Source organism: Pseudomonas sp. ABa2 (genome assembly GCF_056676075.1).
Genome location: NZ_CM155239.1, coordinates 271,741 through 292,310, shown reverse-complemented (window position 1 = coordinate 292,310; position 20,570 = coordinate 271,741). Strand labels below are relative to the sequence as shown.

General features: G+C 67.4%; 19 protein-coding genes and 1 other RNA gene. 11 read left to right on the top strand and 9 right to left on the bottom strand.

The features are described from left to right. Positions 1–10 precede the first annotated feature (10 nt). The 3 genes from ubiH to AC1G9C_RS01410 all read right to left on the bottom strand — a co-directional run bounded on the left by ubiH (position 11) and on the right by AC1G9C_RS01410 (position 3,196). The gene (gene ubiH / locus AC1G9C_RS01420; protein WP_480409261.1) at positions 11–1,195 is read right to left on the bottom strand and encodes a 2-octaprenyl-6-methoxyphenyl hydroxylase; all 1,185 of its coding nucleotides are present in this window, start codon (positions 1,193–1,195) and stop codon (positions 11–13) included. Between the two features lie 93 nt (positions 1,196–1,288). Beyond that, complete coding sequence (gene pepP / locus AC1G9C_RS01415) at positions 1,289–2,623, bottom strand: Xaa-Pro aminopeptidase (protein WP_480409260.1); 1,335 nt, start codon at positions 2,621–2,623, stop codon at positions 1,289–1,291. Between the two features lie 18 nt (positions 2,624–2,641). Then, positions 2,642–3,196 (bottom strand): YecA/YgfB family protein, encoded by a 555-nt coding sequence (locus tag AC1G9C_RS01410; RefSeq protein WP_021443352.1) that lies wholly within the window; start codon positions 3,194–3,196, stop codon positions 2,642–2,644. Between the two features lie 191 nt (positions 3,197–3,387). On the opposite strand from AC1G9C_RS01410, the gene AC1G9C_RS01405 reads away from it, so the two are divergent. The 9 genes from AC1G9C_RS01405 (at position 3,388) to AC1G9C_RS01365 (ending at position 12,505) form a co-directional block, all read left to right on the top strand. Next, entirely contained in the window at positions 3,388–3,597 is a 210-nt protein-coding gene (locus tag AC1G9C_RS01405; protein ID WP_004373292.1) for a TIGR02449 family protein, read from the top strand. Then, the gene (locus tag AC1G9C_RS01400) at positions 3,594–3,899 is read left to right on the top strand and encodes a cell division protein ZapA (protein WP_004373294.1); all 306 of its coding nucleotides are present in this window, start codon (positions 3,594–3,596) and stop codon (positions 3,897–3,899) included. The genes AC1G9C_RS01405 and AC1G9C_RS01400 overlap by 4 nt, the downstream gene beginning before the upstream one ends. A 65-nt stretch (positions 3,900–3,964) precedes the next feature. Continuing rightward, positions 3,965–4,143: non-coding RNA, 6S RNA (gene ssrS / locus AC1G9C_RS01395), on the top strand. 55 nt (positions 4,144–4,198) lie between these two features. Then, positions 4,199–4,795, top strand: coding sequence for a 5-formyltetrahydrofolate cyclo-ligase (locus tag AC1G9C_RS01390; protein ID WP_021443353.1), 597 nt, complete (start codon positions 4,199–4,201; stop codon positions 4,793–4,795). Positions 4,796–5,179: 384 nt separating this feature from the next. Beyond that, the gene (locus AC1G9C_RS01385; RefSeq protein ID WP_021443355.1) at positions 5,180–5,629 is read left to right on the top strand and encodes an EVE domain-containing protein; all 450 of its coding nucleotides are present in this window, start codon (positions 5,180–5,182) and stop codon (positions 5,627–5,629) included. Between the two features lie 51 nt (positions 5,630–5,680). Then, on the top strand, positions 5,681–7,519 hold the full coding sequence (locus AC1G9C_RS01380) for a sensor domain-containing diguanylate cyclase (RefSeq protein ID WP_480409259.1): 1,839 nt from the start codon (positions 5,681–5,683) through the stop codon (positions 7,517–7,519). A 90-nt stretch (positions 7,520–7,609) separates the two neighbouring features. Next, positions 7,610–8,677 carry an HlyD family secretion protein gene (locus AC1G9C_RS01375; protein ID WP_480409258.1) on the top strand — a complete coding sequence of 356 codons (1,068 nt, stop codon included), beginning with the start codon at positions 7,610–7,612 and terminating at the stop codon, positions 8,675–8,677. After that, positions 8,674–11,379, top strand: coding sequence for a ribosome-associated ATPase/putative transporter RbbA (rbbA, locus tag AC1G9C_RS01370; RefSeq protein ID WP_480409257.1), 2,706 nt, complete (start codon positions 8,674–8,676; stop codon positions 11,377–11,379). Before AC1G9C_RS01375 ends, rbbA begins: the two co-directional genes overlap by 4 nt. A gap of 1 nt (position 11,380) precedes the next feature. Next, complete coding sequence (locus AC1G9C_RS01365; protein WP_480409256.1) at positions 11,381–12,505, top strand: ABC transporter permease; 1,125 nt, start codon at positions 11,381–11,383, stop codon at positions 12,503–12,505. Between the two features lie 45 nt (positions 12,506–12,550). On the opposite strand, the gene AC1G9C_RS01360 is transcribed toward AC1G9C_RS01365, so the two are convergent. Beyond that, a complete protein-coding gene (locus tag AC1G9C_RS01360) occupies positions 12,551–12,955 on the bottom strand; it encodes a flagellar basal body-associated protein FliL (protein WP_480409255.1) in 405 nt (134 codons plus the stop codon). A gap of 292 nt (positions 12,956–13,247) precedes the next feature. Between AC1G9C_RS01360 and AC1G9C_RS01355 the strand changes: the two genes are divergently transcribed. After that, entirely contained in the window at positions 13,248–14,228 is a 981-nt protein-coding gene (locus tag AC1G9C_RS01355) for an NADPH:quinone oxidoreductase family protein (protein WP_021443358.1), read from the top strand. A gap of 77 nt (positions 14,229–14,305) precedes the next feature. Here AC1G9C_RS01355 and AC1G9C_RS01350 read toward each other — a convergent pair whose 3' ends face one another. From AC1G9C_RS01350 to AC1G9C_RS01330, 5 genes are all read right to left on the bottom strand, one after another. Continuing rightward, a complete protein-coding gene (locus AC1G9C_RS01350) occupies positions 14,306–15,274 on the bottom strand; it encodes a CDP-6-deoxy-delta-3,4-glucoseen reductase (RefSeq protein ID WP_480409254.1) in 969 nt (322 codons plus the stop codon). Further along, entirely contained in the window at positions 15,274–16,740 is a 1,467-nt protein-coding gene (gene ubiD, locus AC1G9C_RS01345) for a 4-hydroxy-3-polyprenylbenzoate decarboxylase (protein WP_480409253.1), read from the bottom strand. The genes AC1G9C_RS01350 and ubiD overlap by 1 nt, the downstream gene beginning before the upstream one ends. Positions 16,741–16,872: 132 nt before the next feature. Further along, positions 16,873–18,132 (bottom strand): transcription termination factor Rho, encoded by a 1,260-nt coding sequence (gene rho / locus AC1G9C_RS01340; RefSeq protein ID WP_021443361.1) that lies wholly within the window; start codon positions 18,130–18,132, stop codon positions 16,873–16,875. Between the two features lie 232 nt (positions 18,133–18,364). Further along, positions 18,365–18,691 (bottom strand): thioredoxin TrxA, encoded by a 327-nt coding sequence (gene trxA, locus AC1G9C_RS01335; RefSeq protein ID WP_021443362.1) that lies wholly within the window; start codon positions 18,689–18,691, stop codon positions 18,365–18,367. A gap of 94 nt (positions 18,692–18,785) precedes the next feature. Continuing rightward, on the bottom strand, positions 18,786–19,490 hold the full coding sequence (locus AC1G9C_RS01330) for a FadR/GntR family transcriptional regulator (protein ID WP_021443363.1): 705 nt from the start codon (positions 19,488–19,490) through the stop codon (positions 18,786–18,788). A gap of 286 nt (positions 19,491–19,776) precedes the next feature. Between AC1G9C_RS01330 and AC1G9C_RS01325 the strand changes: the two genes are divergently transcribed. Continuing rightward, positions 19,777–20,562 carry a transporter substrate-binding domain-containing protein gene (locus AC1G9C_RS01325; protein WP_457788278.1) on the top strand — a complete coding sequence of 262 codons (786 nt, stop codon included), beginning with the start codon at positions 19,777–19,779 and terminating at the stop codon, positions 20,560–20,562. Positions 20,563–20,570: the final 8 nt, after the last annotated feature.

The window sequence follows — 20,570 nt, the reverse complement described above, 5'->3', positions numbered from 1 at the left end:
GCGGGGCCAGTCACAGATTGCGCGTCCCCAGGCCCATGGCCTGGCGAGCGAACCAGCGCTTGGCCGGCGGCAGCAGGTCGAGGCCGAGCAAACCGAGGTTGCGTCCGGCGGTGAGCAGTGGCTGGGCATTGCTGAACAGCCGGGTAACCCGGTCGGAGAAGCCCAGGGTCAGCTGCTGGTCCAGTTGCTGGCGCTGCAGGTAGCCCTGCAGGGTGGCGAAGTCGCCGAGCGGCGCGGTGGCGGCCTGCAGCACCTCGGCCAGCGCCAGGGTATCGCGCAGCGACAGGTTGTAGCCCTGCCCGGCGATGGGGTGCAGGCTGTGCGCCGCGTTGCCCAGCACCACCAGGTGCGGCCGCACCTGCTCCTGCGCCTCGACCAGGCTCAGCGGATAGAGATGGCGTGCGCCGATCTGGCGCAAGGCGCCCAGGCGATAACCGAAGGCCTGCTGCAGCTCGGCGAGAAAGGCCGCGTCGCTCAGCCTGAGCAGGCGCTCGGCATCGGCGCTGGCGCGGGTCCAGACCAGCGCGCAGCGGTTGTCGGTGAGCGGCAGCAGGGCCATCGGCCCCTCGTCGGTGAAGCGCTCGAAGGCCTGGCCGCGATGCGCTTCCAGCGGGGTGACGTTGGCGATCACGGCGCTCTGCCCGTAGGGCCGCTGGCTGACGCCGATGCCCAGTTGCTCGCGCAGGCCGGAACGGCCGCCGTCGGCCAGCACGGCCAGGTCGCAGTCGAGCTGGCGCTCGTCGCTCAGACTCAGGCGGTAGCCGTCGTCCAGGCGCTGCAACCCGGTGACCTCGGCCGGGCAGTACCACTGCACCACCTCGGCGTCGAGCGCCTGCCACAGGCAATGGCCGATCCAGGCGTTCTCCACCACATAGCCGAGCGCCGGCACCCCTTCTTCGATGGCTTGCAGGCGCGCGGCGCCGAAACGGCCGCGGTCGGAGACGTGAATCTGCAGGATCGCCTCGGCGCGCTGGGCGATGGCCTGCCACAGGCCCAGGCGTTCGTAGATCAGCCGGCTGCCGTAGGACAGCGCGGTGGAACGCGCGTCGTAGCTGGGCTGATAGCTGCTGCCGGGGGCGAAGGGTTCGATCAGGGCGATGCGCCAGCCGCGCTGGCGCGCCGTGTCCTGCAGCGCCAGGGCCAGGCTCGCGCCGACCAGGCCGCCGCCGATAATGGCCAGCTGTACCCGCGCCATCAACGCAGTCCCGCCGTCAGGGCCAGGCTGGCACCGAGCCGTCTCCCAACAGCCCCGCCACCGATAATCGCCAACTGCACGCGATTCATCGGCTCAGGCGGCCTGACTGCGCGCGGCGGCCATCAGCGCCTCGATCTCGGCGACGGTCTTGGGCACGCCGTTGGTGAGAATCTCGCAGCCGCTCTTGGTCACCACCACGTCGTCCTCGATGCGCACGCCGATGCCGCGCCACTTCTTGGCGACCTTTTCATTGTCCACGGCGATATAGATGCCCGGCTCCACGGTCATCGCCATGCCCGGCTCGAGCACGCGCCACTCGCCGCCGACCTTGTAGTCGCCGACGTCGTGCACGTCCATACCCAGCCAGTGACCGGCGCGGTGCATGTAGAAGGCCTTGTAGGCCTCGCTGGCGATCAGCGCCTCGACCTCGCCCTCGAGCAGGCCGAGTTCGACCAGCCCGGCGGTGATCACCCGCACGGTGGCCTCGTGCGCCTCGTTCCAATGTTTGCCCGGGGCGATCTCCTTGAAGGCGGCCTCCTGCGCGGCCAGCACCAACTCGTAGATGGCCTTCTGCTCGGCGGAGAACTTGCCGCCGACCGGGAAGGTACGGGTGATGTCGCTGGCGTAGCAGTCGATCTCGCAGCCGGCGTCGATCAGCACCAGATCGCCGTCCTTGAGCGGCGCGTCGTTCTCGCGGTAGTGCAGGATGCAGGCGTTCTTGCCGGCGGCGACGATGCTGCCGTAGGCCGGCATCTTCGCCCCACCCTTGCGGAACTCGTAATCCAGCTCGGCTTCCAGGTGGTACTCGAACAGCCCGGCGCGGCTGGCCTGCATGGCACGCACGTGGGCGCGCGCGCTGATCTCGGCGGCCTCCTTCATCACCTTCACTTCGGCGGCCGACTTGTACAGGCGCATGTCGTGCAGCAGGTGGTCGAGGGCGACGAACTCGTTGGGCGGCGTGGCGCCCTGGCGGGCCTTGGCGCGGATATGGTTGATCCACTCCATCAGCCGGTGATCGAACTCCTGGTTGCAGCCGATGGCGTAGTAGACGCGCTCGCGCCCCTCGATCAGGCCGGGCAGGATGTCGTCGATGTCGCCGATGGGGAAGGCGTCGTCGGCGCCGTAGTTGGCGATCGCCCCGTTCTGGCCGGCGCGCAGGCCGTCCCACAGCTCGCGCTCGGGATCGCGCTCGCGGCAGAACAGCACGTACTCGCCATGCTCGCGCCCGGGGATCAGCGCCATCACCGCTTCCGGCTCGGGGAAGCCGGTGAGGTACTGGAAGTCACTGTCCTGGCGGTAGACGTGCTCGACGTCGCGGTTGCGGATATACACCGGCGCCGCCGGCAGGATGGCGATGCTGTTGGGCTCCATCTGCGCCATCAGCGCCTTGCGCCGGCGGGCATACTCGGACTTGGGGATGCTGATCAAGACGGGCTCCGGAAGAACTCAGTGCAGGGAGGGTTTGGCCGCAGGCGCCGCGGGCTTGGCGCACTCGGCGAACAGCAGCAGCGGCGCCACGCGCAGGTATTCCATGACTTCCATGTAATCGCTCTCGCCGTCCTCGGATTCCTCCAGGGCGCTCTGCACCTGGGCGATGGCGGACAGGTCCTGCAACACTTCCATGGCCTCGCCGCTCAGCGCGCCGTCGCGGGCGGTCAGGCCGAAGCCGCCGAGAAAGCCCTGGCACCACTGGCCGAGGGCGACGGCGCGCTGCGCCAGCGGCGCCTCGTCGTCCGGCAGCAGCAGGACCACGGTGACGTCTTCGCTGCACAGCTCGCCCTTGACCATTTCCTGCAGGCCGATCAGCGCCTGGCGCACGTTGTCCTGCGGCTCGCTGCCGAGCAGCTCGGCGGCGTCGAGCAGCCAGGCCTCGGCCTCGAAGCCAGCGCCGGCGCAACTGCGGCCGAGCAGCAGGCCGTGCAGTTCGGCGGGGGAAACGGAATGCCCGGCGCTGCTCAGCAGGGCGGCGAAGGCGGCGTAGGGGGAGCTGGGAGTCGACATAGATAGCTAGGCGCCAGGCGGCGCAATCTCTAGAATGGAGGCCTCGTATCCTAGCACCGGCAGGCGCGCCAAGACCATCCGAGGCCGCCGGGGCGCCCGCGACGTGTTCGTCACGCCGCAGCCGCCAGGGTTTGACCCGCCGCCGCGACACGCCTATATAGTCCAGCCATTCCCTCCCGAAGCGAGAGCCCATGGAAGACGCCGATCTGCACGTATTGACCGCCAAGCTGGAACTGCTGATCCAGCGCGTCGAGCAGCTCAAGGCTCACAACCGACTCCTGCTGGCGAATGAACAGGCCTGGCGCGAGGAACGCGCCCATCTGATCGAAAAGAACGAATTGGCCCGGCACAAGGTCGAATCGATGATTTCGCGCCTCAAAGCCCTGGAGCAGGACACATGACCCAGTCGAACACCGTGACCGTCCATATCCTGGACAAAGAATATTGCATCGCCTGCCCGCAGGACGAACGCGCCAACCTGGAAAGCGCCGCCCGTTATCTCGATGGCAAGATGCGCGAGATCCGCACCAGCGGCAAGGTGATCGGCGCCGACCGCGTGGCGGTGATGGCCGCGCTGAACATCACCCACGACCTGCTGCACAAACAGCAGCGCCTGGATCAGGACGCCAGTTCGACGCGCCAGCAGGTGCGCGACCTGCTCGATCGCGTCGACCAGGCACTGGCCGACGACCAGGCCTCCTGAACCGCCATGCCTGCCACTTCGTCGCAGGCCGCCCCTCGGCTGCGGGGTTCGGGTATACTGGCCGCCACTTCCTGGGGTGTGCGCCAGTTGGGGATGTCCCTGAGCCGATACGCACAACCACGGGGGTTGCATGTTGGGGCCGGTGTGCATGTCCGCCTGACGGAAAGCCTTAACGCCTCCTGCATCCTCCACCTTGAACTTTCGGGTTCAAGGGCTAAACCGACAGCGGCACGCCGGGAAGTCATCCTTTCAGCCAGCGCCCACCCGGGCCGCCGCGCTCCGCTCCGCAGCCTCCATTCATGACCGCCAGCGCCGCCCCCAGTCGCCCGCAATTGCGCCGCCTGCTGCGTCAGCGCCGCCGCAGCCTCAGCCGCAGCCAGCAACGCCGCGCCGCCCGCGGCCTGTATCGCCAGCTGGCGCAACACCCGCGCTTTCGCCGCGCCCGCGATATCGCCCTGTACCTGCCCACCGACGGCGAGATCGATCCACGGCCGCTGCTGGCCGCGGCGCAGAAGCGCGGCAAGCGCACCTACCTGCCGGTGCTCAGCGCCTGGCCGCGCACCAAGATGGTGTTCCAGCGCGTCACCCGGCACGAGAAACTGGCCGGCAATCGCTTCCGCATCCTCGAGCCGCGCCCGCAGCCGGCGCGCCAGCGCAAGGTCTGGGCGCTGGACCTGGTGCTGCTGCCGCTGGTGGGCTTCGACGCGCGCGGCGGTCGCCTGGGCATGGGCGGCGGTTTCTACGACCGCAGCCTGGCCTACCTGCACAGGCGCAAAAATTGGCACAAGCCGACGCTATTGGGCCTGGCGCACGAATGTCAGCGGGTGGACGAGCTGGCGCTGGCCAGCTGGGACGTGCCCTTGCAGGCGACGGTAACGGACAGGGCTTGGTACTGAAGACGGGGAAGTGGCACCGCGTTCCCTGCGGCGCTGGAAGCTGGCGACCCGAAACTCAGGGCTGCTGCGTTACATTGACCGGGACGTCCTGCTGACGCTCCCAAAGGCTCTGGGTGTAACCCGTGGTAACCACGCCCAGGCTGAACAGTACTACGAGAACCCACAAAAGATCTGGCTTGCGTTTCATCTATTGCCTCCCCCTTCAAGGCAACTGCGCACGTTGATCGCGGCGTTATTGTTTTATGCAATCCGACGTCGCCAAGCGTTAAGCCGGGCATTTTCCGCCAGTGCCGAGCACTGTGCAATTTCCGGCGCCAACCGGCCGTCGGAGATCTCCACTCAAACGAGCGTCCGCGTACGGACCGGTCTGCAGGAGCAAAGTTCATGCCTTATTGGCTGATGAAATCCGAACCCGACGAATTATCCATCCACGACCTGCAGCGCCTGGGCCGTGCGCGCTGGGACGGCGTGCGCAACTACCAGGCGCGCAACTTCCTGCGCGCCATGGCGCCGGGCGAGTTGTTCTTCTTCTACCACTCCAGCTGCCCGCAGCCGGGTATCGCCGGTATCGGCCGCATCGCCGGCCCGGCCTACCCCGACCCCACCGCGCTGGAGCCGCACAGCCACTACTTCGACGCCAAGGCCAGCGCCGAGAAGAATCCCTGGAGCGCACTGGACGTGGAGTTCGTCGAGGCCTTCGCCGAGGTGCTGCCGCTGCCGCAGCTGAAGAACAATCCACTGCTGGCCGAACTGGCGCTGGTGCAGCGCGGCAGCCGGCTGTCGGTGATGCCGGTGGGCGCGGCCGAATGGGCGGCGATTCTCGCCATGCGTTGAGTCGCAGCCGGCACTGTGCTATCACCACGGGGAAGCCTTCGGAGTCCGCCCATGCCGGCACCTTCCGCCTGGCCGGCGCGCCTGGCGCTGGCCCTCCTCCTCGTGGTGCTGAGCAGTGCCAGCGTGCTGCTCTGGCGTCAGCTCGAAGGCGAGCGGCAGCAGCGCCTGGAGGAGCGCCTCGGCTACCAGGCGCGCAGCCTGGCCCGCCAGCTGGAAAGCACCCTGCACCTGGAGGTCGCCAGCCTCGAACGCATCGCCCGTCTGTGGAACAGCCTGGGCCGGCTGCCGCGGGCCAGCTGGGAGGAGGAGGTGGCCCACGCGCTGCGCGGTTTCCCTGCCTATCAATCGATCCAGTGGGTCGGCGAGGACCTGCGCATGCGCTGGCTGCTGCCGCTGGCCGGCAACGAGGCGGCGCTGAACTTTCGTCTCACCGCCGATCACCCCAACTACCCGCTGGCCATGCAGGCGCGCGACAGCGGCGAGCAGCGTTTTTCCAACAGCTTCGAGCTGGTCCAGGGCGGCCGCGGCTTCGTCCTCTACACCCCGCTGTACCGCGACGAGGGCGGCGCGCGGGTGTTCGACGGTTTCCTCCAGGGGGTGTTTCGCGTCGAGCCGCTGATGCAGCAGCTGCTCGGCCAGATCGACCGCGACTCCTTCAACCTGGAGCTGCTGGAAAACGGCCACAGCCTGTTTCGCCACGGCCAGGTCGACGGCGCCCCGGGGCTGAGCCAGCGAGTCGACCTGCAACTGCTCAACAACCGCGGCTTCAGCTTGCGCCTGAGCCCCACCGCGCAACTGCTGGCGCAGCTGAACACGCCGCTGCCCGGCGTGGTGCTCGGCGCCGGCCTGGCGATCAGCCTGCTGCTGGTCGCCGCCCTGGCCCTGGCCCTGGAGAACAGCCGGCGCGCCCACGCCCTACAGGTGGCCAACCGGCGCTTCAAGGTGGAGGCGACGCGCCGCGAGGAAACCGAGCAGCGTCTGTCGGAGAACCGCGAACGCCTGCAGCTGGTGCTCGACCTGACCGACTCCAGCCATGACGGCCTGTTCATCTTCGACAGCGCCAGCCGCGAGCTGCTGCACATGAATCAGGCCACCTACGCCAGCCTCGGCTATCGCCCCGAGCAGTTCGCCCAGCTGCTGCGCGACGACCCGGAAAAACTCCTGCCCGGCTTTCACCGCTGGCTGGAGCAGGCGCGCCAGGCGCAGCGCGACAACCTCTCGCGAATCTTCCAGCGCGAGCTGATCCGCCGCGACGGCAGCCGCCAGCCGGCCGAGATCAACACCCAGCTGGTGCAGTTGCACGGCCGCGAGTACCTGATCGCGGTGTCGCGCGACAACAGCGAGCGCCTGCAACTGGAGGCCCAGCTGCAGCGCCTGTCGCAGCTCGACGGCCTGACCGGGCTGTACAACCGGCGCTACTTCGACCAGCAGCTGCAGGCCGAATGGCGTCGCCTGCGACGGATCGGCGCGCCGCTGGCGCTGCTGATGCTGGATATCGATCACTTCAAGGCCTACAACGACGCGCTCGGCCACCTGGCCGGCGACGACGCCCTGCGCAAGGTCAGCACGGTGTTGCAGGAGAGCCTGCAGCGCGAAGGCGACGTGGCCTGCCGCTACGGCGGCGAGGAGTTCGCCATCATCCTCGCCAACACCGGCCTGGAGGGTGGCGAACACGTCGCCGCGCGCATCCACGCGGCCATCGCCCACCTCGACATCGCCCATCCGGCCAGCCCGCTGGGGCGCCTGAGCCTGAGCATCGGCCTGACCGTGGTCGACCCGGTCAGCGACGAGGCGCCCGGCGAGCTGCTCGCCCAGGGCGACCAGGCGCTGTACCGGGCCAAGCACGAGGGGCGCAACCGCACCTGCCTGTGGCAGCCACCCGGCGCTTGACCTGCATCAAACCGCACACGAGGCGGACGGCAGACAATCTAAGCCTGCTACTGATCCCCCGACCACGGGGCGCGCAGAAGAGACGTCGAGATGAACCAGCCGCAACGCCCTCTGCCCTATCTGATCGCCGCCGGCCTGACCTTGCTGGCGGCCGCCACCTGGTGGCAGCTGCGCCCGCACGAGCTGGGTGAGGGCTTCGCCAGCGGCAACGGGCGCATCGAGGCCACCGAGGTGGATGTCGCCACCAAGCTGGCCGGGCGCATCGCCAGCATCGCGGTCGACGAGGGCGACTTCGTCCAGCCCGGGCAGGTGCTCGCGCGCATGGACACCCAGGCGCTCGAGGCCCAGCTGGCCCAGGCCCGCGCGCAGCTGCGGCAGGCCGAGAACGGCGAAGTCACCGCTGCCAGCCAGATCCGCCTGCGCGAGAGCGAGAAACTCGCCGCCGAGGCCGTGGTACGCCAACGCCGCGCCGAGCTGGAGGCCGCGCGCAAGCGCCACGCACGCAGCGCCACCCTGGTCGAGCGCAACGCCCTGGCCCAGCAGCAGCTGGACGACGACCTGGCGCGCCTGCAGAGCGCCGAGGCGGCGCTGGCCGCGGCGCGCGCCCAAGTCAGCTCGGCCGCCGCCGGCATCGCCGCCGCGCAGTCGCAGGCCATCGAGGCGCAGTCCGCCACCGAGGCCGCCCGCGCCAGCGTCGCGCGCCTGCAGGCGGACATCGACGACAGCCAGCTCAGGGCCCCGCGCGCCGGGCGCGTGCAGTACCGCGTGGCACAGCCCGGCGAAGTGCTCGGCGCCGGCGGCAAGGTACTCAACCTGGTCGACCTCACCGATGTCTACATGATCTTCTTCCTGCCCGAGCGCCAAGCCGGCCGCGTCGCCCTCGGCAGCGAGGTGCGCCTGGTGATCGACGCAGCGCCGCAGTACGTGATCCCGGCCCGGGTCAGCTACGTCGCCAGCGTCGCCCAGTTCACCCCGAAGACGGTGGAGACCGCCAGCGAGCGCGAGAAACTGATGTTCCGGGTCAAGGCGCGCATCGACCCCGAATTGCTGCGCAAGCACCTGGAGCAGGTGAAGACCGGCGTGCCGGGCATGGCCTACCTGCGCCTCGACCCGCAGGCCGCATGGCCGGCACACCTGGCGATCAAGGTTCCGCAATGAACCCGGCGGTCGCCCGCCTGAGCGGCGTCGGCCTGCGCTACGGCCGGACCCGTGCCCTCGACGCGGTCGACCTGGTGCTGCCGGCGCAGTGCATGCTCGGCCTGATCGGCCCGGACGGCGTCGGCAAGTCCAGCCTGCTGGCGCTGATCGCCGGGGCGCGCCGGATTCAGGCCGGCAGCGTCGAGGTACTGGGCGGCGATATGGCCGAGGCCCGCCACCGCCGCCGCGTCTGCCCGCATATCGCCTATATGCCGCAGGGCCTGGGCAAGAATCTCTATCCCACGCTGTCGGTATTCGAGAACCTCGACTTCTTCGGCCGCCTGTTCGGCCAGGGCACCGCCGAGCGCGCGCGGCGCATCGACGACCTGCTGCGCAGCACCGGCCTGGCGCCCTTCCGCGAGCGTCCGGCGGGCAAGCTGTCCGGCGGCATGAAGCAGAAACTGGGGCTGTGCTGCGCGCTGATCCACGACCCCGACCTGCTGATCCTCGACGAACCGACCACCGGCGTCGACCCGCTGTCGCGCAACCAGTTCTGGGAGCTGATCGCCCGCATCCGCGCCCAGCGCCCGCAGATGAGCGTGCTGGTGGCCACCGCCTACATGGAGGAGGCCGAACGCTTCGACCACCTGGTGGCGCTGGATGCCGGCCGCGTGCTGGCCGAGGACAGTCCGGCCGAGCTGCTGCGGCGCACCGGCTGCGCCAGCCTGGAGCAGGCCTTTATCGCCCTGTTGCCGGAAGAACGCCGGCGTGGGCACAAAGAGGTGGTGATACCGGCGCTGGCAGACAGCAGCGAGATCGCCATCGAGGCCAAGGGCCTGACCATGCGCTTCGGCGACTTCGTCGCGGTCAACGCGGTGTCGTTCCGCATCCGCCGCGGCGAGATCTTCGGCTTCCTCGGCTCCAACGGCTGCGGCAAGAGCACCACCATGAAGATGCTCACCGGCCTGCTGCCGGCCAGCTCCGGCGAGGCCCTGCTGTTCGGCCAGGCGGTCGACCCGCGCGACATGGCCACGCGCAAGCGGGTTGGCTACATGTCCCAGGCCTTTTCCCTGTATGGCGAGCTGACGGTACGGCAGAACCTGGTGCTGCACGCCCGGCTGTTCCACGTGCCGACCGCACGGATCGATGCCCGCGTCGCCGAGATGGCCCGCCGCTTCGACCTCGGCACGGTCATGGACATGCTCCCCGAGCGCCTGCCGCTGGGCATCCGCCAGCGCCTGTCGCTGGCCGTGGCGGTGATCCACCAGCCGGAGATCCTGATCCTCGACGAGCCCACCTCGGGGGTCGACCCGGTGGCGCGCGATGGTTTCTGGCAGCTGATGCTCGACCTGTCGCGCCAGGACGGGGTGACCATCTTCATCTCCACCCACTTCATGAACGAAGCGCAGCGCTGCGACCGCATCTCGCTGATGCACGCCGGCCAGGTGCTCGACAGTGACACCCCGGCGGCGCTGATGGCCAAGCGCGGCCTGCCCACGCTGGAGGCGACCTTCATCGCCTACCTGCAGGAGGCGCTCGGCGAACAACCAGTGAACACCGCGCCACCGCTGCAGCAGGCAGCCGCGTCGCAGCGCCAGCGCTTCAGCCTGCGTCGCCTGTTCAGCTATGCCCGGCGCGAGACCCTGGAGCTGCGCCGCGACCCGATCCGCGGCGGCATGGCCCTGCTCGGCACCGTGCTGCTGCTGTTCATCATCGGCTACGGCATCAGCCTGGACGTGGAAGACCTGACCTACGCCGTGCTCGACCGCGACCAGACCACCACCAGCCAGGAGTACCACCTGAACCTGGCCGGCTCGCGCTATTTCGTCGAACAGCCCCCCTTGCGCGACTATGCCGACCTGGAGCGGCGCCTGCGCAATGGCGAGATCAGCCTGGCGGTGGAGATTCCGCCGCACTTCGGCCGCGATCTGAAGCGCGGCGCCAGCCCGCAGATCGCTATGTGGATCGACGGCGCCATGCCGACCCGCGCGGAAACCATCAAGGGCTATGTGCTGGGCCTGCATCAGGACTACCTGCAGGCCCTGGCCCGGCGCGCGCCGCAGGCCCAGGCTGGCAGTGCCGCCGAGCTGGAGGTGCGCTACCGCTACAACCCGGACGTGGAGAGCCGCCAGGCCATGGTGCCGGCGATGATCCCGCTGCTGCTGATGCTCATCCCGGCCATGCTCACCGCCCTCGGCGTGGTGCGCGAGAAGGAGCTGGGCTCGATCATCAACCTGTACGTCACCCCGGTCACCCGCCTGGAGTTCCTGCTCGGCAAGCAGCTGCCCTACATCGGCCTGGGCATGCTCAACTTCGCCCTGCTGGTGCTGCTGGCGATCAGCGTGTTCGACGTCCCGCTCAAGGGCAGCCTGCTCACGCTGCTGATCGGCGGCCTGCTCTATCTGGGCTGCTCCACGGCCCTCGGCCTGCTCATGTCGATCTTTACCCGGAGCCAGATCGCCGCGGTGTTCGGCACCGCCATCGCTACCCTGCTGCCGGCCATCCAGTTCTCCGGGCTGATCTACCCGGTGTCCTCGCTGGAAGGCAGCGGCGCCTTCATCGGCCAGCTGTACCCGACCTCGCATTTCCTGGTGATCTCGCGCGGGGTGTTCTCCAAGGCGCTCGGTTTCGCCGACCTGTGGCCGTACTTCCTGCCCCTGCTGGTCAGCATTCCCATACTGCTGGGGCTGTGCCTGCTGTTCCTGAAAAAGCAGGAGGTCTGAGATGGAGCACCTGGCCAACATCCTGCACCTCGGCGTCAAGGAGCTGCGCAGCCTTCAGCGCGACGTGGCCCTGGTGATCCTGATCGTCTGGGCCTTCAGCCTGGGCATCTACTCGGCCGCGACCAGCATGCCGGAAAGCCTGCACAACGCCTCCATCGCGGTGGTCGACGAAGATCGCTCGCAGCTCTCCGAGCGCCTGATCCAGGCCTTCCAGCCGCCCTACTTCCGCACCCCGGAGCGTATCGACCTGAGTCAGATGGACCGCGGCATGGACGCCGGGCGCTACACCTTCACCCTCAACATCCCACCGGACTTCCAGCGCGACGTGCTGGCCGGGCGCAGCCCGGCGATCCAGCTGAACGTCGATGCCACCCAGGTCAGCCAGGCCTTCACCGGGGCCGGCTATATCCAGACCATCGGCGCCAGCGAGATCGCCGAGTTCGTCCAGCGCTACCACGGCGACACGCGGCAGGCGGCCGAGCTGGCGGTGCGCGTGCAGTTCAATCCGAACCTGACGCGCAGCTGGTTCGGCTCGGTGATGGAGGTGATCAACCAGATCACCATGCTGTCGATCATCCTCACCGGCGCCGCGCTGATCCGCGAACGCGAGCACGGCACCATCGAGCACCTGCTGGTGATGCCGGTGACGCCGCTGCAGATCATGCTGGCCAAGGTCTGGTCGATGGGCCTGGTGGTGCTGGTGGCGACCACGCTGTCGCTGCTGCTGGTGGTGCAGGGCTGGCTGCAGGTACCGCTGCGCGGCTCGCTGGCGCTGTTCCTCGGCGGCGCGGCGCTGCACCTGTTCGCCACCACCTCGATGGGCATCTTCTTCGGCACCGTGGCGCGCTCGATGCCGCAGCTGGGCCTGCTGATCATCATCGTGCTGATCCCGCTGGAGATCCTCTCCGGCGGCACCACGCCGCGCGAGAGCATGCCCAAGCTGGTGCAGCAGATCATGCTGGTGGCGCCGACCACTCACTTCGTCGACCTGGCCCAGGCGATTCTCTATCGCGGAGCCGGGCTGACCATCGTCTGGCCGCAGCTGCTGGCGATCAGCGGGATCGGCGCGCTGTTCTTCAGCGGCGCCATGCTGCGCTTTCGCAAGACCCTGGCGCAGATGGCCTAGGCGAGCCCCAGCCCGGATGCAATCCGGGCTAGGGGGCAAACACCGCTACTGAATGATCAGGTTGTTGAACAGCAGGTCTTCCACCACCGGCTTGCCCTCCTCCGCCTCGAGCGCCTGCTGCACCTGCTTGAGCGCTTCCTGACGCAGCTTCTCGCGGCCGTCGGGGGCGTTGATGGTTTCGCTGGTCTGGGCGGAGAACAGCAGCACCAGTTGATGGCGGATCAGCGGGTCGTGGTGCTTGATCCGCGCCTCGGCCTCGGCGCCGCTGACGCGCAGGGCCACGTCGGCCTTGAAGAACTTCAGCCGCTTGCCGACGTCGCCGAGGTTGCCGATCAGTGCCGGCACCAGGTTGTAATAGAGCGTCTGCGGCGCTTCTTCCTTCTGCTCCTCCTCGGCCAGGGCGGGCAGGCACAACGACAGGCTCAGCAACAGGGCGCTCATCACTTTCACGGGCAATCACTCCATCGGGGTTGCGCCTAGCAGGCCGTTGAAAAACGTAGGCGAGGCAGGCAAGACAAGGCAAAAACAGCCGAGAAAGCGGAGTTTACCTGTTGTAAATGAGCATTTTGAGGCTGTTTTTAACGCAGGATTGCCAACGCAGGTAGTTTTTCAACAGCCTGCGGGCATAGCCATCCGCGCGCAACCCCAAGGCTTATGCCGAGCTATCAGGGCCGGGCATGCTCGTTGACCGCCCCGGGCGCCCTCCTACACTGCAAGCCACCTTTGTGGAGGAAGCCATCCGATGAAAGCCCTGCTGTGCAAAGCCTTCGGCCCCGCCGAAACCCTGGTGCTGGAAGACATCGCCAGCCCCGAGCCGAAAAAGAACGAAGTGCTGATCGAGGTTCACGCCGCCGGGGTCAACTTTCCCGACACCCTGATCATCGAGGGCAAGTACCAGTTCAAGCCGCCCTTCCCCTTCGCCCCGGGCGGCGAGGCGGCCGGCGTGGTCAAAGCGGTGGGCGAGAAGGTCAGCCACCTGCGCGCCGGTGATCGGGTGATGGCGCTGACCGGCTGGGGCGGTTTCGCCGAGGAAGTGGCGGTGCCGGCCTACAACGTGCTGCCGGTGCCCAAGAGCATGGACCTGACCACCGCGGCCGCCTTCGGCATGACCTACGGCACCTCGATGCACGCGCTCAAGCAGCGCGCCAATCTGCAGCCGGGCGAGACCCTGCTGGTGCTCGGCGCCTCCGGCGGCGTCGGCCTGGCGGCGGTGGAAATCGGCAAGGCCATGGGCGCCAAGGTGATCGCCGCGGCCAGCACGGCGGAGAAACTGGAGGTGGCGCGCCAGGCCGGCGCCGACGAGCTGATCAACTACAGCGAGCAGAGCCTGAAGGACGAGGTGAAGAAGCTCACCGGCGGCCAGGGCGTCGACGTGATCTACGACCCGGTGGGCGGCGCGCTGTTCGAGGAAGCCTTCCGCAGCATCGCCTGGAACGGCCGCTTCCTGGTGGTCGGCTTCGCCGCCGGCGGCGGCATCCCGGCGCTGCCGGCCAACCTGCCGCTGCTCAAGGGTGCGTCGCTGGTGGGCGTGTTCTGGGGCTCCTTCGCCCAGCGCCAACCGCAGGACAACGCCGAGAACTTCCAGCAGCTGTTCGCCTGGCACGCCGAAGGCAAGCTCAAGCCGCTGGTGTCGCAGAGCTTCCCGTTGGCGCGGGGCGGCGAAGCGATCGACGCCCTCGGCCAGCGCAAGGCGGTGGGCAAGGTGGTGGTGCAGGTTCGCTAGGGTGCGCCATGCGCACCGAGCCCGACTCGGTGCGCACACCGGCATGAGCAAAGCCGCCCTGGGGCGGCTTTTTCAATTCAGCCTCTTGGCGCGTAGGCGAATACGTCGGCGCGCATCTGGTGGGCGTCCATGCCGGCTTCGACCAGCGCATCCAGCGTGGCGTAGACCATCGCCGGCGAGCCGCTGGCGTAGACGTGCAGCGCCTTGAGATCGGGAAAGTCCTCGCGCACCGCCTCGTGCAGCAGACCGCAACGGCCCGCCCAGACGCCCGAATCGCTGACCACCTGATGCAGGTGCAGGTTGGTCAGGCGCTGCCAGTCGCTCCAGTGCGGCAGGGCGTAGAAGTCCTCGGGCCGCCGCGCGCCCCAGTACAGGTGCACCGGATGGGCGAAACCGGCGGCGCGACAGTGTTCGATCAGGCTGTGCATCTGCGCCATGCCGGTGCCGGCGGCGATCAGCACCAGCGGTCCGTCCGGCAACTCGGCCAGGTGGGTGTCGCCGAACGGCAGCTGCACGCGGGCCAGCCCCTGCTCACGCAGATAGACGAGCAATGCCCGGGTGTTGTCGTCGCGCGCCAGGATATGCAGCTCCAGCTCGCGCCCGCAGTGCGGTGCCGAGGCCAGGGAGAAGGCCGCCATCTCGCCGTCGTGCCGCTGCAGCAGCAGGTATTGCCCGGCGTGGTAGCGCGGCGGCTTGCCGGCCGGCGCGCGCAGGCGCACGCGGAACACGTCGCCACCGACGTCCTGGCATTCGATCAGCTGGCAGCTGAGTTCGCGCACCGGCAGCTCGCCGGGCGCCAGCACGCCGTCCCAGTGCAGCACGCAGTCTTGCAGCGGCTCGGCCAGGCAGGTGAACAGCTCGCCGTGATCCAGCTCGGCGCCGTTCTGCCGCACCCGCCCTTCCACCAGCAAGGCGGCACAGATATGGCAGTTGCCGTTGCGGCAGCTCTGCGGGCAGTCGTAGCCGAGGCGGCGGGCGCCGTCGAGGATGCGTTCGCCGGGCTGCAGGGCGAGGGTGACGCCGGAGGGTTGCAGGGTGACGTTCATCAATCGATTCCCAGCTCACCCCAGAGTGCGTCGACGCGCGCCACCACGGCCGCATCCTTCTCGATCACCCGCCCCCATTCGCGACTGGTCTCGCCCGGCCACTTGTGGGTGGCGTCGAGGCCCATCTTCGAGCCGAGGCCGGAGATCGGCGAGGCGAAGTCGAGGTAGTCGATCGGCGTGTTGTCGATCATCACCGTGTCGCGCTTGGGGTCCATGCGCGTGGTAATCGCCCAGATCACGTCGTTCCAGTCCCGTGCGTTGATGTCGTCGTCGGTGACGATAACGAACTTGGTGTACATGAACTGTCGCAGGAACGACCACACCCCCAACATTACGCGCTTGGCGTGGCCCGGGTACTGCTTCTTCATGGTCACCACCGCCATGCGGTAGGAGCAGCCCTCCGGCGGCAGGTAGAAGTCGGTGATCTCGGGGAACTGCTTCTGCAGGATCGGCACGAACACCTCGTTCAGCGCCACGCCGAGAATCGCCGGCTCGTCCGGCGGCCGGCCGGTGTAGGTGCTGTGGTAGATCGGCTGGCGACGACGGGTGATGCGCTCGACGGTGAACACCGGGAAGGTGTCGACCTCGTTGTAGTAGCCGGTGTGATCGCCGTAGGGGCCTTCCGGCGCGGTCTCGCCCGGATGGATCACGCCTTCCAGGACGATCTCGGCGCTGGCCGGCACCTGCAGGTCCGAGCCGATCGCCTTGATCAGTTCGGTGCGATGCCCGCGCAGCAGGCCGGCGAAGGCATATTCGGACAGGGTATCCGGCACCGGGGTGACGGCGCCGAGAATGGTCGCCGGGTCGGCGCCGAGGGCCACGCATACCGGGTAGGGCTGATCCGGATGCTTCTGGCACCACTCGCGGTAATCCAGCGCGCCGCCACGGTGGCTGAGCCAGCGCATGATCACCTTGTTGCGGCCGATCACCTGCTGACGGTAGATGCCGAGGTTCTGCCGTTCCTTGTTCGGCCCCTTGGTGATGGTCAGCCCCCAGGTGATCAGCGGCGCTACGTCGCCCGGCCAGCAGTGCTGGATCGGCAGCCGGTTCAGATCGACCTCGTCACCCTCCTCGATCACTTCGTGGCAGGGCGCGTCCTTGACCACCTTGGGTGCCATGGAAATGACCTTCTTGAAGATCGGCAGCTTGCTCCAGGCATCCTTGAGGCCTTTCGGCGGCTCCGGCTCTTTCAGGAACGCCAGCAGCTTGCCGATCTCGCGCAGCTCGCCCACATCCTCGGCGCCCATGCCCAGGGCCACACGCTTTGGAGTGCCGAACAGGTTGCCGAGCACCGGCACGTCGAAGCCGGTGGGCCGCTCGAACAGCAGCGCCGGACCACCCTTGCGCAAGGTGCGATCGCAGATTTCGGTCATTTCCAGGATGGGCGAAACCGGGGTCTGGATACGCTTGAGTTCGCCGCGCTGTTCAAGTTCGCGGATGAAGTCGCGTAGGTCGCGATACTGCATGCAGGAGCCTCGTGTCGGGCTGGCTGGAGTCGGGCGCAAAGTTTAGCGCCGAAGTCGGGCTTTCAGAAGGCGCGGCGGGAGCGCAGATAGCAAAAGGCCGGGTTTCCCCGGCCTGGTGACAAGACGCGACGCTTACTTGCGCTTCATCGACAGGAAGAACTCGTCGTTGGTCTTGGTCGCTTTCAGCTTGTCGATGAGGAACTCGATGGCGGCGATTTCGTCCATCGGGTGCAGCAGCTTGCGCAGGATCCACATGCGCGACAGCTCTTCCTCGCCGGTCAACAGCTCTTCGCGACGGGTGCCGGACTTGTTGATGTTGATCGCCGGGAACACGCGCTTCTCGGAGACGCGGCGGTCGAGGATCAGCTCCATGTTGCCGGTGCCCTTGAATTCCTCGTAGATCACCTCGTCCATCTTCGAGCCGGTTTCCACCAGCGCGGTGGCGATGATGGTCAGCGAGCCGCCCTCCTCGATGTTGCGCGCGGCGCCGAAGAAGCGCTTGGGCTTCTCCAGGGCATGGGCATCGACACCACCGGTGAGCACCTTGCCGGAGCTGGGGATGACGGTGTTGTAGGCGCGCGCCAGGCGGGTGATGGAGTCGAGCAGGATGACCACGTCCTTCTTGTGCTCGACCAGGCGCTTGGCCTTCTCGATCACCATCTCGGCGACCTGCACGTGGCGGGTCGGTGGTTCGTCGAAGGTGGAGGCGACCACTTCGCCGCGCACGGTGCGCTGCATTTCGGTCACTTCTTCCGGGCGCTCGTCGATCAGCAGAACGATCAGGTGGCACTCGGGGTTGTTGCGGGTGATGTTCGAGGCGATGTTCTGCAGCATGATGGTCTTGCCCGCCTTCGGCGGGGCGACGATCAGGCCGCGCTGGCCCTTGCCGATCGGCGCGCAGAGGTCGATCACCCGGCCGGTGATGTCCTCGGTGGAGCCGTTGCCGGCCTCCATGGTCAGGCGCTTGGTCGGAAACAGCGGCGTCAGGTTCTCGAACAGGATCTTGTTCTTGGCGTTTTCCGGACGGTCGAAGTTGATGCTGTCGACCTTGAGCAGGGCGAAGTAACGCTCGCCTTCCTTCGGCGGACGGATCTTGCCGACGATGGTGTCACCGGTACGCAGGTTGAAACGGCGGATCTGGCTGGGCGAGACGTAGATATCGTCGGGGCCGGCCAGGTAGGAGGAGTCGGCGCTACGGAGGAAGCCGAAACCGTCCTGGAGAATCTCCAGCACGCCGTCACCGGAAATTTCCTCGCCGCTTTTGGCATGCTTTTTCAGCAGGGCGAAGATGATGTCCTGCTTGCGCGAACGGGCCATGTTTTCCAGGCCCATCTGTTCGGCCATGTCCAGCAGTTCGGCAATCGGCTTTTGCTTGAGTTCGGTCAGATTCATAGGAATGACGTGATCATCGAGAGGAGAAGAAAGCTGTTAGCTTGAGAGGCCGCGCCGCAGGGAAGGCGACAGGATCGCGAACGAGTTCGTATAGGAATGAGTCGGCGACGGCATGCAGAGGGCTGCATAGGAAATGCAGCGAGGCCGAATTTAACACCGTGAAAAATCAGCGTCTAGCCCCGAAAACGAAAAAACCCCGCACCAGGCGGGGCTTCTTCACGAGCGACGAAACTCAGATATTGCTGTCGAGGAAGGCCGCCAGTTGCGACTTGGACAGCGCGCCGACCTTGGTCGCCTCGACGTTGCCGTTCTTGAACAGCATCAGGGTCGGGATGCCGCGTACGCCGAACTTCGGCGGGGTTTCCTGATTCTCGTCGATGTTCAGCTTGCACACCTTGAGCTTGCCTTGGTAGTCCTTGGCGATCTCGTCGAGCACCGGCGCGATCATCTTGCACGGGCCGCACCACTCAGCCCAGTAGTCGACCAGAACCGGACCCTCGGCCTGGAGGACGTCCTGGTCGAAGCTGGCATCGCTGACGTTGGTGATGAATTCGCTCATGGGGAGTCTCCGTGATCGGAAGCAAAAAGTGGCGCCATCATAGCCCGGCTTGCCTGACACCGAAAGGCACTGGCGATTGAGCCACTCAATAGTTTCAATCACCAAGCGTGATGAAGGCTATTCCAGTGCGCAGCGCGGCGGCGCGAATGTGCTGCTGCATGGCCTTCTGCGCCGGGCCCGCGGCATGCCGGGCCAGGGCCTTGAGGATCTTGCGGTGCTCCTGCCAGGTTTCCATGGCCCGCTCCGGGCGGATGAACGGCAGCTTCTGGCTCTCCAGGAAAATCTCGGCGCTGGAGGCCACCAGGGCGAACATCGCCTGGTTGCCGCTGGCGGCGAGGATGCGCTGGTGGAACTCGAAATCCAGCCGCGCCGCCCGCTCGAAGTCGCCGGCGCGCAGCTCGCGGCGCATCTGCTCGACGTTGTCTTCGAGCAGGTCCAGCTCCTGCGCGGTCAGCACCCCGGCCGCCAGGCCGCAGGCGAAGCCCTCCAGGGCGAAGCGCAGCTGAAAGGTATCGGCCGCCGACACCTGCGCGGCGAAGGGCCAGACGAAAGCGCCGGCCGCCTCGCCCTTGGCCGGCTCCTGGACGAACACGCCCTTGCCGGCCTGCACGCTGACCAGGCCCAGCGCGCTGAGCGACGACAACGCCTCGCGCAATGACGCACGGCTGACGCCCAGGCGTTCGGCCAGGTCGCGCTGCGACGGCAGCGCATCGCCCGGGCGATAGCCCTCGCTCTCGATCAGCTGACGGATCGCCTGCAGGGCGTATTCGGGTACGGCGCGGGGAGCGGTGGCGTGCATGACTGTTCGGGCCGGTCAGTCCAGTGAAGCCGCCTTTGTACGGCCAGACGCCCACTCCAGGCAAGCGACGCCCCCTTGTGGAACAGCACTCCGCGCGAACGCACCGAGATGGCACAGCCCCTCCCTGACCAATTGGTCAGCTACGCCAACTGTTCAGACCAGTAAGACCTTGCTTCCACTCGCCTGCAGCGATGCAAGCCCTGATTTCATTGAATTTGGCACAGGCAATGCACTGCACGAGCCAGGCAAAACGCTGCAGTTTTCGTTTATTCATCGGGAGTTCGACATGCGCACATTTCACCGCACCCTGCTGGGTACCCTGTTCGCCGCCCTGGCCTTCGGCGCCAGCACCGTTCACGCCGATGCGCTCGACGACATCAGCAAGGCCGGCGTGCTGAAAGTCGCCGTGCCGCAGGACTTCCCGCCGTTCGGCTCGGTCGGCCCGGACCTGCAGCCGCGCGGCCTGGATATCGACACCGCGCAGCTCTTGGCCGACAAGCTGGCGGTGAAGCTGGAGCTGACCCCGGTCAACAGCACCAACCGCATTCCCTTTCTCACCACCGGCAAGGTCGACCTGGTGATCTCCAGCCTCGGCAAGAACCCCGAGCGTGAAGCGGTGATCGACTTCTCCGCCGCCTATGCGCCCTTCTACCTTGGCGTGTTCGGCCCGGAAGACGCCGCCATCGCCAGCCTCGACGACCTGGCCGGCAAGACCATCAGCGTCACCCGCGGCTCCATCGAGGACATCGAACTGAGCAAGGTCGCGCCGCAAGACGCCACCATCAAGCGCTTCGAGGACAACAACTCGACCATCGCCGCCTACCTGTCCGGCCAGGTCGAGCTGATCGCCAGCGGCAACGTGGTGATGGTGGCCATCGCCGAACGCAATCCCAAGCGCATTCCGAGCATGAAACTCAAGCTCAAGGACTCGCCGGTCTACGTCGGCGTGAACAAGAACCAGACCGCGTTGCTGGACAAGGTCAATGCCGTCATCGCCGCCGCCAAGGCCGACGGCAGCCTCGAGGCGATCAGCCAGAAGTGGCTGAAGCAGCCGCTGCCGGCCGGCCTCTGAGCCGCGCG